The organism is Nitrospirillum viridazoti CBAmc (assembly GCF_000730165.1).
Lineage (GTDB): Bacteria > Pseudomonadota > Alphaproteobacteria > Azospirillales > Azospirillaceae > Nitrospirillum > Nitrospirillum viridazoti.
Map to the genome: position 1 here is coordinate 960,610 of NZ_CP022111.1, position 14,943 is coordinate 975,552.

The 14,943-nt window shown below is 65.9% G+C and carries 12 protein-coding genes; 9 read left to right on the forward strand and 3 right to left on the reverse strand.

Going from position 1 to position 14,943, the window contains the following annotated elements; genetic code table 11:
* The first annotated feature begins 86 nt into the window (after window positions 1–86).
* The 9 genes from serS (at window position 87) to Y958_RS17630 (ending at window position 12,507) form a co-directional block, all read left to right on the forward strand.
* Complete coding sequence (serS, locus tag Y958_RS17590; protein WP_088873275.1) at window positions 87–1,358, forward strand: serine--tRNA ligase; 1,272 nt, start codon at window positions 87–89, stop codon at window positions 1,356–1,358.
* Window positions 1,359–1,368: 10 nt separating this feature from the next.
* Window positions 1,369–2,151, forward strand: coding sequence for a 5'/3'-nucleotidase SurE (gene surE / locus Y958_RS17595; protein ID WP_088873276.1), 783 nt, complete (start codon window positions 1,369–1,371; stop codon window positions 2,149–2,151).
* A complete protein-coding gene (locus tag Y958_RS17600; RefSeq protein WP_088873277.1) occupies window positions 2,148–2,912 on the forward strand; it encodes a protein-L-isoaspartate(D-aspartate) O-methyltransferase in 765 nt (254 codons plus the stop codon). Before surE ends, Y958_RS17600 begins: the two co-directional genes overlap by 4 nt.
* 26 nt (window positions 2,913–2,938) lie before the next feature.
* Window positions 2,939–4,309 carry a LysM peptidoglycan-binding domain-containing M23 family metallopeptidase gene (locus Y958_RS17605; RefSeq protein WP_244909569.1) on the forward strand — a complete coding sequence of 457 codons (1,371 nt, stop codon included), beginning with the start codon at window positions 2,939–2,941 and terminating at the stop codon, window positions 4,307–4,309.
* A 210-nt stretch (window positions 4,310–4,519) separates the two neighbouring features.
* Window positions 4,520–5,929, forward strand: coding sequence for a flagellar hook-associated protein FlgK (flgK, locus tag Y958_RS17610; RefSeq protein ID WP_088873278.1), 1,410 nt, complete (start codon window positions 4,520–4,522; stop codon window positions 5,927–5,929).
* Window positions 5,926–8,073: a hypothetical protein gene (locus Y958_RS17615; protein ID WP_088873279.1), complete on the forward strand. Its 2,148-nt coding sequence runs from the start codon at window positions 5,926–5,928 to the stop codon at window positions 8,071–8,073. The genes flgK and Y958_RS17615 overlap by 4 nt, the downstream gene beginning before the upstream one ends.
* Before the next feature lie 12 nt (window positions 8,074–8,085).
* Window positions 8,086–8,367 (forward strand): hypothetical protein, encoded by a 282-nt coding sequence (locus Y958_RS17620; protein WP_088873280.1) that lies wholly within the window; start codon window positions 8,086–8,088, stop codon window positions 8,365–8,367.
* Between the two features lie 441 nt (window positions 8,368–8,808).
* Entirely contained in the window at window positions 8,809–11,526 is a 2,718-nt protein-coding gene (locus tag Y958_RS17625; protein WP_088873281.1) for a flagellar hook-basal body complex protein, read from the forward strand.
* Between the two features lie 282 nt (window positions 11,527–11,808).
* Window positions 11,809–12,507 carry a putative metalloprotease CJM1_0395 family protein gene (locus Y958_RS17630; protein WP_244909570.1) on the forward strand — a complete coding sequence of 233 codons (699 nt, stop codon included), beginning with the start codon at window positions 11,809–11,811 and terminating at the stop codon, window positions 12,505–12,507.
* Window positions 12,508–12,561: 54 nt separating this feature from the next.
* Here the strand turns inward: Y958_RS17630 and Y958_RS17635 are convergent, their stop codons facing one another.
* The 3 genes from Y958_RS17635 to flaF form a co-directional block, all read right to left on the reverse strand.
* Window positions 12,562–12,921: a hypothetical protein gene (locus Y958_RS17635; RefSeq protein WP_145727841.1), complete on the reverse strand. Its 360-nt coding sequence runs from the start codon at window positions 12,919–12,921 to the stop codon at window positions 12,562–12,564.
* 160 nt (window positions 12,922–13,081) lie between these two features.
* A complete protein-coding gene (locus Y958_RS17640) occupies window positions 13,082–13,813 on the reverse strand; it encodes a hypothetical protein (RefSeq protein WP_145727840.1) in 732 nt (243 codons plus the stop codon).
* Window positions 13,814–13,973: 160 nt separating this feature from the next.
* On the reverse strand, window positions 13,974–14,480 hold the full coding sequence (gene flaF, locus Y958_RS17645) for a flagellar biosynthesis regulator FlaF (protein ID WP_088873285.1): 507 nt from the start codon (window positions 14,478–14,480) through the stop codon (window positions 13,974–13,976).
* Window positions 14,481–14,943: the final 463 nt, after the last annotated feature.

The following is a 14,943-nucleotide window of genomic DNA, read 5'->3' on the forward strand; positions in this document are numbered from 1 at the left end:
AAAATGGCGGGGCGGGCTGGACCCCGGTGGGGCTTCCCGCTTATAAGTCGGTGACCAATGTCTAACCGTCTTCCAAGAAGCCTGCCATGCATGACCTCCGCGTTCTCCGCGACAATCCCGAAGCCTTTGACGGCGGCTTGGCCCGCCGCGGGTTGCCGCCCCAGTCCGCCGTCGTGCTGGACCTGGACGCCCGCCGCCGCGCGGCCCAGACGGCGCTGCAGGACATGCAGGCCCGCCGGAACGAGGCGTCGAAGCTGATCGGCGCCTACAAGAAGGACGGCAAGGACGCACAGCCGCTGATGGACGAGGTCGCCAGCCTCAAGGAAGGCATGGCGGAGGCCGAGGCCACCGAGAAGGCGCTGTCGGAAGAGCTGGACCGCCTGCTGTCGACCATCCCCAACCTGCCGGCCACCGACGTGCCGCAGGGCAAGGACGAGCACGACAATGTGGAGCGCCACCGCGTCGGCACGCCATCCGTGATCGAAAACGCCAAGGAGCATTTCGACCTGGGCGAGGCCCTGGGCTTCATGGATTTCAGCGCCGCCGCCAAGCTGTCGGGCGCCCGTTTCACCGTGCTGAAGGGGCCGCTGGCCCGGCTGGAGCGCGCGCTGGGCGACTTCATGTTGGACACCCACACCCGGGAGTTCGGCTATACAGAGGTGTCGCCGCCCCTGATGGTGCGGGACGAGGCCGCGTACGGCACTGGCCAGTTGCCCAAGTTCGCCGAGGATCTGTTCCAGACCAACACCGGCCACTGGCTGATCCCCACGGCGGAGGTGCCGCTGACCAACCTGGTGGCCGACAGCATCCTGGACGCGGAAGAACTGCCCCTGCGCATGACGGCCCGCACACCCTGCTTCCGTGCCGAGGCGGGTGCCGCCGGCCGCGACACCCGCGGCATGATTCGCCAACACCAGTTCTACAAGGTGGAGATGGTCAGCGTGACCACGCCCGATCAGTCGGCCGCCGAGCATGAGCGCATGACCGAGGCGGCGGAAACGGTGCTGAAGCGCCTGGGTCTGCCCTTCCGCACCGTCACCCTGTGCACCGGCGACATGGGTTTCAGCGCCGCCAAGACCTACGACATCGAAGTTTGGCTGCCGGGCCAGAACATGTATCGCGAGATCAGCAGCTGCTCCAACTGCGGGGACTTCCAGGCCCGCCGCATGAAGGCCCGCTGGCGCAACAAGGGCGACAAGAACACACAGTTCGTCCACACCCTGAACGGTTCGGGCGTGGCAGTGGGCCGCGCTTTGCTGGCCGTGATGGAGAATTATCAGGAGGCCGACGGCTCCATCCGCGTGCCCGAGGTTCTGGTCCCCTACATGAACGGGCTGGAGCGCATCGTCCGTGGCTGAGGGCACGCCGATGCGGGCCCCGGGGGAAGACCGCCCCCTGCGCATCCTGATCAGCAATGACGATGGCATCCACGCCCCCGGCCTGGCGGCGCTGGAGCGCATCGCGCGCCAGCTGACCGACGATGTCTGGGTGGTGGCGCCGGAGGCGGAGCAGTCCGCCGCCAGCCATTCACTCACCATCCACCGCCCGTTGCGCATGAAGCGGGTGGCCGACCGGCGCTATACCGTCGACGGCACGCCCACCGACTGTGTGCTGCTGGCCGTGAACCAGTTGATGGCCGACCAGCGACCGGACGTGGTGCTGTCTGGCGTGAACCACGGCCAGAATCTGGGCGAGGACGTGACCTACTCGGGCACCGTCGCCGCCGCCATGGAGGCAACCCTCCTGGGCGTCCGGGCCTTCGCCTTCAGCTTGCGCCTGCGCGACGGCCGCGATCCCGACTGGGCCACGGCCGAGCGCTGGGGGCCGGAGGTGGTGCGCAAGGGCCTGGCCGTGGAGTGGCCGCGCCATGTCCTGCTGAATGTGAACTTCCCGGCGGTGGATCCGGACAAGGTGGCCGGCATCCACGTGGTGCGCCATGCCAACCGCAAGGCCGGCGACGATTTGTTCGAGCGCATGGACCCCCGAGGCCGTCCCTATATCTGGATTGGCGCCGCGCGGGGATTGAACGAGGTGCCGGAAGACACCGATGTCCACGTGGTGGAGGCGCTGGGCGGCATTTCCGTCACGCCCATCCACCTGGACTTGACGCACTACGAGACCTTGAAGCGGCTGGAGGGGGTATTCGGGTGAGCAGTGCTGCGCGCAAGATCCGTCTGTTGATGCTGTTGCGCCGCAATGGCGTGAACAGCACGGACGTTTTGCGCGCCATGGAGCTGATCCCGCGGGAGGTGTTCGTGCCCCCCACCTTCCACGACCAGGCTTATGAGGACACGGCGCTGCCCATCGGCCATGGGCAGACCATCAGCCAGCCCATGGTGGTGGGGCTGATGACCCAGGCCCTGCAGCTGAGCGACCGGCTCAAGGTGCTGGAGATCGGCACCGGGTCTGGCTATCAGGCGGCAGTGCTGGCCAAGATCGCCCGCCGGGTCTACACCATCGAGCGCCACCGACCCTTGCTGGCGGAGGCGGAGGGGCGTTTCCAGGCCCTGCGCCTGCATAACATCACCGCACGCCATGGCGACGGTATGCGCGGCTGGCCCCAGGCGGCGCCCTTCGAGCGCATCCTGGTGACGGCGGGAGGCGGCATGGATCCGCCGCCCGACCTGATGGACCAGCTTGCGGTGGGGGGCATCATGGTCATACCCTTGGGCGCCGACCGCCGCAGCCTGCATGTCGTGCGCCTGCGTAAGACGGAGACGGGGGTGGAGCGTGAGCAGCTGTGGCCGGTACGGTTCGTGCCCCTGTTACCCGAAGTCCCTGTTGAGCCAGGGCGAGCCGAACCCGGACGGGGACAGGCCGCACCGGGGCAGGGGGGGATGGAGCGGGGTGATATGCCTCCGCCGGCCCTAATTCCGCCCGACTTTTCCGACGTAATCCATCAGCGGGCGTGATGCCTTCCCTCGAACGACAAAGCGCGATGGCCTTGAAGACTTTCCACCGGATGACCGGTGCCGCCGCCCTTCCGACCATGACCCTCGATTCCACGAGCGGCTTGTCCCGGCTGCTGATGCAGGGGGCCCTGGCGGGCGTCCTGGCATTCGGCCTGTCGGCCTGCGCCACCCGGTCGGAGCCGCCGGCGCCGGTGGTCACGCCACCGCCCACGCCGGCCAACGTCATCTTCGTATCGAAGGGGGAGACGATCTATGACGTGGCCAAGCGTTACAACATTCCGCTGCGCGACTTGATCGACGAGAATCGCCTGCAGCCGCCCTACACGGTCACGGCCGGGCAGCGCCTGGTGGTGCCCACGCCGCACACCTACGTCATCAAGCCGGGCGACACCCTGTACGGCATCGCCCGGACCTTCAACGTCGACAGCAGCGAACTGGCGCGCCTGAACAGCTTGGCGCCGCCCTACCTGCTGCGCGTGGGCCAGACCCTGAACCTGCCGCATGCCGGTCCAGCCCCGGCCTGGACGCCGCCGGGCGGCGCACCCACGGTCGCGGAGGCGCCCCCGCCGGCGGCCGCGCCGCGGCCGGGCGTTACCAGCGCCGGCCGCGCGCCCGTCTCGGTCGCCCCCGCACCGCAGGTATCGGCCGCCCCGCCGCCCGTCACGGTGGCCCCGCGCCGCACGGTGGAAAGCCAGGAACTGGCGGCCCCGTCGGCCTCGGCCCCGGCGGCGGCCCCGCTGCCCACGGGCACCACCGGCGCCGCCATCCCGCCGGGCGCCACGGCCGCGCCCGCCGCGCGCTGGGCCCCCGTGACGCCAGGCTCCTCGTCCGAGCCCACCAGTGCGCCGTCCTCCGCCGCCCCCGCCATTTCCTCAGCGCCAACCACGCGTACCCCCGGCTCTGCCACTCCGCCGGCCGTGGTCGCCGCCGGCCCCTCGGTACCGCCGCCGTCCGCCATGCCCGCCACGCCGGCGCCTGAAGCTCCAGCCCCCGCCCCGAAGGGCGGCGCGCGCTTCCTGTGGCCGGTGACGGGGCAGGTGATCTCCACCCACGGGGCCAAGCCCGGCGGCCAGTACAACGACGGCATCAACATTGCCGCCCCCACGGGCACACCGGTGGTGGCCGCCGACGCCGGCGTGGTGAAGTATGCCGGCAACCAGTTGCGCGGCTTCGGCAACCTGGTGCTGATCCAGCACGCCGACGGCATGGTGACGGCTTACGCCCAACTGGACCAGATCATGGTGGAAGCCAACGCCAAGGTGGCGCGCGGGCAGCGCATCGGTACCGTGGGCGCCACCGGCAACGTCACCAGCCCGCAGCTGCACTTTGAAGTACGGCAGGGCAATAAGGTCTTGGATCCCATGGATGTTTTGGATCCGGGCAAAGGTGTCCGCTAGCCCGGTCATCCCTGCCTAGCGGGACTCGGGAATAGAGGTGGGGCGGCAGATTTTGCCGCCCTTGCCTTTTCCGGCAGTTTGCAAAAATACGAATAATTCCAACGCCCTAATTTGCCGGACCAAGTGGCCCGGGGTTTGCGTAGTGGGGGACGGATCGGCCATGGGGGTCGGTCCCCTGCGCGGAAGTCCCCGCCACCGAGGCCCGGTCCCATGAGTTTGTTCAGCGCGCTGAATTCGGCCGCCAACAGCCTGAATGTCATTCAGGCCGGCATCCAGGTCGTTTCAGACAACATGAACAACGCCAACAGCCCGGATCGTACGAAACATACCGTTTCGCAAACGACCGATCCGTTGAGCGGCGTCACCATCTCGCAGTATTCGCGATCGGTGGACGTGGCCCTGCAGGCTCAGCTTCAGGGGACGACGTCGGAGAACGGGATGCAGCAGGTGCTGTCCCAGTACATGAGCCAGATCGGCGGCATGCTGGGCACCACCAGTTCCACCAATTCCAGTGACAGCGCTACGCCCAAGCTGACCCAGGCGTTCCAGGATTTCACCTCCGCCCTGCAGGATCTGTCGGCTACGCCTGAGAATGCCGTGGCACAGAACCAGGTGGTGCAGAAGGCCCAGGCCCTGGTGCAGACCATCCACACCCTGTCGGCGGGGGTGGACCAGATGGTGGTCCAGGCCAAGGGGGACATCACCCAGACGGTGAAGTCGATCAACACCGATCTGACCCAGATCGACCAGTTGAACGCCACCATCTCCCAGCTGAAGGCCGCCAACCAGCCGACCGCCGATTTCGAGGACCAGCGCGACGCCACGTTGCGCGACCTGTCCTCGATGATCAACATCCGCACCACGCAGCGCGACGACGGCTCCATCGCCGTCTTCACGCCCACGGGCTCCACGCTGGTGGACGGCACCGCCACCCAGCTGAGCTATGACGGCAAAGTGATCTCAGGCGCCGGCGGCGCCGACATCACCGCCGCCATCAGCGGCGGCAAGCTGGGCGGCCTGCTGGACATGGTGGCCGACAGCTCGCCAGCCCCGGCCAGCGGCGACGCCACAACCGAAGTCTTCCGCAAGCTGAAGTCGCAGCTGGACGCCGTGGCCGGTGCCCTGACCGGCACGACGCAGGCGGGCCAGCCCACCAGCATCACCGACGCCTACAACAAGGCCAGCCCCACCAACGACGGCGAACTGGCCAGCGGCCTGTTCTCGGGCAGCGACGCCGGTACCCTGGCGGTGAACAAGGACCTGCTGAACGGCACCAAGACCATCAAGCAGTCGGCCGTGAACGCCATGGTCAGCGCCATGACCGCGACCGGCCGCACCATGACGGCCGATGGCCTGACCCTCACCAACGTCAGCTACGGCGGCATGGCCGACCAGGTGTCCAGCAACTGGTCCACCATCCAGTCCAACGTCAACACCCAGGCCACCACCACCTCATCCTTCATGACCAGCCTGCAGACGCGCTACGCCAGCTCGACGGGCGTCAACATGGATGAGGAGGTCGCGAACCTGCAGGTACTCCAGCGCAACTATTCGGCCACCGCTCGCGTGATCTCGGTCATCGGGCAGATGTTCGACACCCTGACGCAGGCCGTGACATGACCATCTCCCGTGTAAGCACCTACGGCAGCTACCTGTCGATGCTGAACGGCATCAATGGGAACTCGACGTCGCTGGCCGAGCTGCAGCAGCAGTTCAACACCGGCATCAAGTCGCAGGACCTGTCCGCCTACGGCACCCAGGCCAACCAGCTGCTGGCCCTGAAGGCCCAGTACGCCCAGCGCACCGGCTATTCCAGCGCCATCACCGCAGCCACGACCCAGGTGAACGCGACGGAGACGGCGCTGTCGTCGATGCAGAAAATCGTCTCCAATCTGTTGAGCTCGGCCAACATCCCGGCTGGCGCCGGCAATCCCACCATTTCGGCGGTCACCTCGTCCAACAGTGGCAACCTGGGCCTGTCGGTGGACACGACCAAGTCCGTGTTCAACGCCGCCGCCACCTATACGGTCAGCGCCGTTCCCTCCAATTCCGGGAAGATCGGCAGCTATGACGTGACCGTCAGCGACGGTATGGGCGGCGTGTCGACCAAGACGCTGAACCTCACCACCATCCCGCCCGATGACGGCCAGCAGACCTTCGAAATGACGGGCGGGCCGGGTGACGGGTCCACCATTGCGCTGGACATCAACCAGCTGAAGGGCACGGGCAGCGCCACGTTCAGCGTAGGGTATCCCGACCTGTCGGCGCCCAAGGCGCTGTTGCAGGGCGCCCTGACCCAACTGTCCAGCCTGCTGAACACCAAGGCCGGTGACCGCTACATCTTCGCCGGCAGCCGGTACGACACGCAGCCCGTGGGTGACTTGTCGGCGACCAAGCAGGTCACCAAGATGACCTTCAAGGGTACGTTGGGCGTGGCGGGCGACACGTACGAGATGTATGTGGGCGATAAGCGCTACACCTATACCACCACGGGCAGCGAGACCAGCCCGTCCGACATCCTCAACGGCCTGGCGTCGCAGGTCAACGGGCCCAACCAGACGGCCATCCTCAACGGCCAGAAGCCGAACCCGCCGGTGGTCGCTTCGGTGTCCGGCAACGTGATGACGCTGACCGGCATGGACGCGGGCTACACCTTCACCGCCCAGTCCAACGTCTACAGCCAGCCCGGCTACAACAATACCGAGAGTGGTGCCGCCACACCGGCCGCGGCCTATACGCCGGCGACGAACGACGGACAGGACGCCATCTACGCCCAGTTCATGACCCAGCCGGCCATCGCGGCCGATCCCACCGCCGTACCCCCGGTCACGGGTCAGCAGCAGATCGACCAGGTGAACCTGAGCGGCGCCAGCGTGGACGTCGGTGACGTGTTCACCATCACCATGGGCAATCGCAATACCGTCAACGTCACAAGCGACGATGCCAATCCGGCCAACAACATCTCATACGACAAGGTGAGCGGGCCGACGACATACAGCTACGTCATGACGGCGGGCGACATCGCTGCGGCCAAGGCCGACCCGAACGGCCCCATGAACTACGTGGCCAACAAGCTGGCCGGCGTGATCAACACCGACCCGCAGCGCTCGGCCGATGCGGTGGTCACGGCCAATCCGCCGCTGGGCGCGCAGCTGACGCTGACCGGCACCGGGACGCAGCGCTTCGCCACCACGGCGACGGTGCAGAACAATACCAACCAGAACAGCTTCACCACCAACACGCTGGACCCCTTCCAGGATGCCAGCTCGTTCAGCACCACCATCACCAGCCCGCCCAGCCTGGCGGTCTACGACACGCAGTACACCAGCGGCGCGCAGAGCACGGCCGCCTTCGCCAGCAGCACGCTGAACGTGGACGACAGCACCACCGCGACCTACGGCGTCAGTTCCAACGACCCCGCCATCCAGAACCTGATCATCGGCATCAAGCAGATGCTGTCCGCGGTCAGCAACCCGGGCAGTTACACGGCGATGATGAGCACCGCGCGTTCCACCATCGTGCAGGCCCAGGGGCAGATCCGCCAGCTGGACGCCAGCACGGTGAACGCGCAGAGCGTCCTGGGCACGGCGGCGACCAACCACAAGAACGCCATGGACGATATCCAGAACCAGATCGCCAACATCCAGAACGTCGATCCGACGACTGTGGCCGCACAATTGCAAGCGGCTTTGAACCAACAGCAGGGCGCCTACACGGTTGCCGGCAAAATCGCTTCCCTTTCCCTTGTCAACTTCCTGAGCTGAGGAGACCTTGCCATGAACGCCTATACGCCTGCAGAAGCCTTCGCCGTCGCCACCGTCGCCGCCGCTCCGGTGAACGACGAGGCCCAGCGCGCCCGCCTGTTCGACCAGTTCAACGCCTATTGGGTGAACGCCGCCAGCGAGGGCGTGCCCTACGACACCATCGGCACCATGTCCGTGATGGCCTCCATCTACGGCATCCTGGCCAAGTACGGTAAGACCACCACCGCCGAATACCTGGAAATCCTGGCTGAGAGCGTGCGCTCCGGTGAGTTTTCGGTGAAGCAGGGCGCCTGATCCGACAGACGTTCTCCGACGCGTCAGGGTCCAAAAGGGACCCGCAGGAACGGACCAGGAAAAGGCCGGGCCGGTCTCCCCAAAAGGGGGAAGACCAGCCCGGCCTTCCTTGCTTTTGGGCTGCGGTTTACCGGCCCGGAACCGAAGCGACGCCTACCGGGAAGAAACGGCCGGGTTGGGGTAGCCGGTAGGAAAAAACGGCCCGGTGCTCCGCTGCCGCGGCACATCCTGCCAGGCGGTGCGACGCGCGACGTGATGGCGGTGGTGGGGCCCATTTTTCAAGAATATCCAATAATAACAATAATCTATTGAGCACTCCCCAGGGAGAAGCGCCCCCTGCCGGGGGAAATGGTGGGTGCCACGCCAATCTTCGCAAACTGGCATCTATCTTGCTTTCCTTGAGATCCAGATACGCAACCGCTCTTCCTGGGAGCCAGCACCATGAGCATTTTCGGCTCGATGTCCGTCGGCATTTCCGGTTTGCAGGCGCAGTCCACCGCGCTCAGCAACATCTCCGACAACATCGCGAACGCCCAGACGACGGGCTTCAAGCGCATCGACACATCGTTCGAATCCCTGGTTATCTCGGCCAGCAACACGCAGTACCAGGCGGGCGGTGTCCAGGCCTCGCCCAACTACGTCAACAACGTGTCGGGCACCATCTCGACCTCGGACACGCCGACCAATATCGCCATCCGCGGCAACGGCTTCTTCAGCGTCAGCAAGCTGACGACGGTGAACGGCACGACCACCGCGTCGACCGAGCGCTTCTACACCCGTGACGGCAGCTTCTCGCTGAACTCCAGCCGCACCCTGGTCAACAATTCCGGTTTCGCGCTGAACGGCTTCTCCTACGACAGCACCACGGGCCTATACGCCACCTCCGCCACGCCGGTGCAGGTGCAGTCGGACATCGACAGCCCGGTGCCGACCAAGGAAATCGACCTGAAGGCGAACCTGCCGACCGACCCGTCGGGCGGCATCACGCCCACCCAGATCCAGGTCTACGACAGCGCAGGCACGGCCCACAACCTGAACCTGTCCTGGCGTCAGGGCAATACCGACGGCACTTGGCAGCTGGGCGTCACCGCCGACGGCAGCCAGGGGTCGCAACCCATCCAATCGCTGCTGAACACCGGCTTCCCCGCCGCTATCACCGAAAGCAGCCTGCTGACCGGCAAGAACGACCGCGCCCAGGTCGACGACGTGACCTTCGCCACGGCGGCGGTGGCGCCGGCCTACGGCTTCAACGTCGGCGACAGCTATTCCGTGGTGGTCAACGGCACCACGTACAGCCAGAACATCACCACGGCCAACGCCGCGCAATTCAGCGGCATGAAGGACATCGCCCAGGCCCTGGCCGACAAGATCAACGGCGCCGATACCTCCTCCGGCGTGCTGGCCACGGTCACGTCGACGGGCGCCTTGCGCTTGGCAGCCAAGACGCCCGGCACGCCATTCACGCTGGACCAGAGCGTGAACGCCGGTGCCATCACCACGCACACTTCGACCGATACGTTGGTGCAGACCGCCACCGCGACGACGCCGGAAATCCACACCTCGACCTTTGTCGGCAACACCATCAACATCGATGACGTTTACAGCATGAACGTCAACGGCACGACCTACTCGGTCACGGTGACGCCGCAGAACCTCGGCTCCCTGTCGAACATCAACGGCGTGGTGCAGAAACTGGCGTCGCTGATCAATGTCGACACCGGCACCACGGGCCTCACCGCCACGCCGTCCAACGGTACGGTGACCGTGAAGGGTGGCAACGGCGTCACCTTCACCCAGAGCTCCTCCGCCGTGGACTCCGCCGGCCTGACCAACACGGCGACGCAGTCGACTTACGTCGGCAACACCACCGGGTCGAAAGAGGTGGAGAAGATCAGCATCACCGGGCAGCCCGGTGACGTGGGCACCAGCTACAGCTTCACCGTCCAGTCGCCGCAGGCCAAGTCGGTGCTGCCGGTCGAACAGCTGAATGCCGGCGCGCCCACCACCTACACCTACGACTTCGCAACGCCCTATGGCGCCACCACGGCGCCGCAGGTGGGCCAGTTGTACAGCGTCTCGCTGGGGTCTTCGACCTACAACATCCAGATGACCAATTCCAACATCGCCAACTATCCGGATGTGCAGTCGGTGATCACCGACCTGGCGTCCCGGGTCACGGCCGACACCAACTCACCCTTCACGGTGCAGTCGTCGGCGGGCGGTGTCCTGACACTGCAGACCAAGGCCAACGACGCCACGCTGTCCACCACCCAGAACCTGCCGCCCAGCTTCTCCCAGGCCATCACCTATACGACCGACGGCACCGAGACCAGCCTGGCCGACATCAGCGGCAAGATCGCGGCCAAGATCAACGCCATCTCCGGCATCCCGGTGCAGGCAACCTCGTCCGGCGGCACCATCACCCTGACCGGCAACACCGACGCCGCCGCCTTCTACACCAGCATCCCGGGCGGTTCCAGCGCCTCCACGCCGGGCGTGGTGGTCGGTAAGACGCCGGGTCACATCAACCTGACCTTCGGCGGCACCTTGTCCGATGGCACCACAGCGCAGGCGGGCACGCTGAGCCACATGGACACCTCGTCCATTGGTACCGGCAACGCCACCGTCAGCGCCGACCAGAGCGCCAACGCCGCAGCCCAGGTGGGCTTCGACTTCGACTTCGGCTACGGCCTGCAGCACATCGTGTTGAACCTGGGCAACTTCGGCCAGTCCTCCGGTCTGACCCAGTTCGACGGCACCAACATCAACGTCACCTCCAAGGTGCAGGACGGCAGCCCGGCCGGCACCTTCAAGGACGTGCAGATCAACGCCGACGGCACCGTGCTGGCCAACTACGACAACGGCCGCCAGCGGACCATCGCCAAGGTTCCGATCGTGCTGTTCAACAACCCGGACGCCCTGTCGCGCTCCACCGGCAACGTCTTCACCGAGACCGTGGACAGCGGCAAGGCCCGCTTCAACGACACGGGCGTGAACGGCGCCGGCGACATCGCCTCCAGCAGCCTGGAAGGCTCCAACGTCGACATCGCGTCGGAATTCACCCAGCTGATCGTGGCGCAGCGGTCCTACACCGCCAACACCAAGGTCATCACCACCGCCGACGACCTGCTGCAGGACACCATCAACCTGAAGCGGTAAGGCGTAGCGTCCTGACGGTCCCGGCGTGGCAGATTGCCGCTGTCCGGGGCCCGAAGGGCAGACGCATCAGGTGGTTAGGTAGAGCCGTCCCGCGTCCTCGGCAGGATGCGGGCGGCTTTGTCTTGCGCCGGCGGACGGTTGGTGCTGAAGTATTTGCATTATTAAGAATAATGCGACCGCTTCGGCATGTCCGCCCTTGGTGGCATTTCCGCGTCGCCCGTCTGGGCACGCGCCCTGACGGGCCCAACCCCTGCCGTCGCCGCGGTGGGGCAAGGGGCGGCTGTGACCGCCGCAAGCCCATCTGGGCAGGCGCCCAACCCTTACAGTGTCCGGGGCCAGGCTCAGGCCAAGCAGTCCGGCGGCGCCCAGGCGGCTGGCAACGGCACGGCCAGCGATGGCACCAAGCTGAGCGATGCCCAGCAGCAGCAGGTTGACAAGCTCAAGACCGTGGACCGGGCGGTGCGGGCGCATGAGGCGGCGCACAAGGCGGCGGGCGGGCCCTACGCGGGGTCGGAATCCTTCACCTTCACCACCGGCCCCGATGGGCAGCACTACGCCACGGCAGGTGAGGTCGCCATCGACATCGGCTCGATCCAGGGCGACCCCCAGGCCACCATCACCAAGCTGGAAACGGTGCGCCGCGCCGCCTTGGCGCCGGCTGATCCCTCCGGTCAGGATCGCGCCGTGGCTGCCCAGGCCCAGGCCGGCATTGTCGCCGCCCAAGGGGAAGAGGCTAAGCAGAAAACGCAAGCCGATGGCGGCACGTCCAGTAGCGGGACGGCCAATGGCGACACGACTGGCAGCGGTGGCGCTTCGGATTCCGGCGGTACAGCCGGTGTGGAGGCAGGTCGGGTGGGAACCGGCGGCGTCACCATTCGGCAGGGGGCCGCCGCCTACCGGAAAAGCCAGGGGGCGCTGGATGCCAGCATTGTGCAGGCCGCCCAGGCCGCCGCCGCCCAGCCCCTGGCGCTGATCGCCTGAAACGCGAATGGCCAGCGACGGGTGTCGCTGGCCGAACGTCGGAAAAGAACGGTCTTATTTGGCGTCGCTGTACCGCAGGGCACAGATCTTGGTCGCCATGTCCGCCATGACGGCACCGCCCTCATTCTTGGCCAGCGTGGCAGCGTCGGCGCACTTGTGCTGATCGATCAGGCTGTCCACCCGCTGAGCCACATTGGTCAGGCGCGCCTTGGTCGCGGCGGTCATGCCCTTGGGCTCCACGATTGGCGGATGACCGTAAGGCGTGGAGGCGTCATAACTGAAAACCGGGTTGACGGCGGCGAGGCCCCCACCGGGGCTCCAGTAGGGAGTGGCGGCACCCGTGGTCGCCGCGGCGGAGGCGGCGCCCGCCAAAATGATAAAGGTCACCGCCAGCACGCCGGTCATTGTCTTCATACCAACCTCCCGCCGCTATGATGAAATCCTTGCCCAGGGTGTGCCGATTGCAACCCTTAGGGTGTGTTTATCATCACACCTTTGCCAGGAATTCCAAATTAAAAAGCCGGCCATCGGTGATGGCCGGCTTCTTGGCGTTCCTGCAGGCGGAAAGGCCTGTTCAGGCAAACAGATCCATCATGCTGCCCATCAGCTTCTGCGTGCCCGTTTGGCCGATGGTCCAATTCTTCATGGTGGTGATCTGGTCGCTCAGTGCGCCAGAGATCGCGGCGGCGCTGGAGGAGATCGCCGCGGTGGAGGACGCGGCCTTGATCGTCGTGGTGTAGTCCTTGGAATAGTCGCCCGCAGCGACCTGGACACCGTAGTTCACCTTCTCGGTCAGCTTGACGCCCGTGGCGCGCGATATCTTCAGCACATAGGTGCCAGAGTCCAGGGACTGCTGCCCGTTGACCATGGCGTTGTAGGCGTCATACGCCTTGCCGGATTTGCTGTCGCTATCCGCCATGACCACGCCGGTCTTGGTCATGACCTGAACCCGTGTCTGATCCAGGTTCAGTTGCCCGAGGTTGATGGCGCCTTTGCGGGAGAGCTTGAAGCTGAGGTAATCGGCCTGGTCCCCGGCGGCAAGGCTGCCGAAGGCGTTCACGCGCGTCTGGCCCTTGATCACCGTGCCGATGTCGGTGGCCGAGGCGACGGTGTTGTATTGCGACTTCGACACGGACTTGGTGAAGTCCTGCGGGGTGCCGATGGCATTGGACGTTTGGGCCGAGCCCTGGGCGGCGATGGCATCGTTCTGGGCCGCCAACTGCGACTGGATTTGCGCCAGCTGCGCGAACACCGAGGCGTTCGAGCTGGCGCCGGCCGAGGTTGCGGTTGTTGCGACGTTGCTCACGGGAACGATCCCTATTGCCGGTTCCCGCATCCACGCGGGAGAGAGTGGTCCTGACTACCTTGCATTAGTCTGCGGAATGAAAGCATAAAATGCAAGATATTTACCGCGATAACCTTCGCGACGTCTCATTTTTCGCGCCCGCTTTGGCGCCGCCGACCGTTTAAATCGATATGTTGAACTTGCCCACACCACCTGCCGCCACGCCCGGCGCCATGCCGGGACGCTGCGCCCCAGGGCCGGCGGCCGGCGGGGCCATCATGGGCGCCCGCGGGGCCATTCCGGCGGGTGCGGGGGCAGGTGCGGCCGCGTCGGCGGGACGCTGCGACAGACCGGCGGCGATGTTGCGATTGATGTCGATCAGCGAGTGCAGCTTGGTGACGTCCAGGTCGCCCAGCCGTTCAAAGGTCTGGCGGTCGACGATCAGGGACAACACCAGGATCTTCTCGCGCAAATCCTTGGGCAGGGGGCAGTCGGGCTCCGCCATCGAGGATTGGAAGATGGTCCACAGGCGCTGGTTCAGCGACAACGCCTGGCGCAGGGGTTCGGGATTCTCGGGCGTCTGCGCCGCCAGCATCAGCCGACGCGCAGCTTCCGTCAGGCCCCAGGCTTCGATGTCGCGGGGATTGTCCGACGCGGGACGGTTGGTATATCCGGCCGAAGGCTTCATCAGATCACGTGATCCCTGGCTAACTCGTTTCCGGGTGGCGGGTCCGCGACACCGTCCGGCGCGCCGGCCCAGGATTGTTTTCCCGCAGGCTGGTCAACGACGGACGGGACGGTGCCGATGCCGCCCTCTACCTTTACCGGAAGGGTCCCATCCTCTAGGGAACGCCTACCGGGCCCTCTCATTCCCGACCGCCCAGCGGGCGGTTCCACATCATCGGCTACCTCTTTGTGGCTACCCTAAGCGGGGTCGCACGCACGAGGCGTATGCCAATAATGCCGACTTGCAAGTATCCCATACTCATTTGGGACCAGCAACCCGGCAACAAATGCCGGCCTGCGCCCATTCCCGGGCCCTGCACCTGCTAGTGTTGCAAGGGGTGGGCCAGGAATTGGGGGCAGCCGCCGCCGTCCTCGAGAGACGTGTTTAAGGTAAAAAGGTAAAGATATTTTGAAGCTCGTGCCCG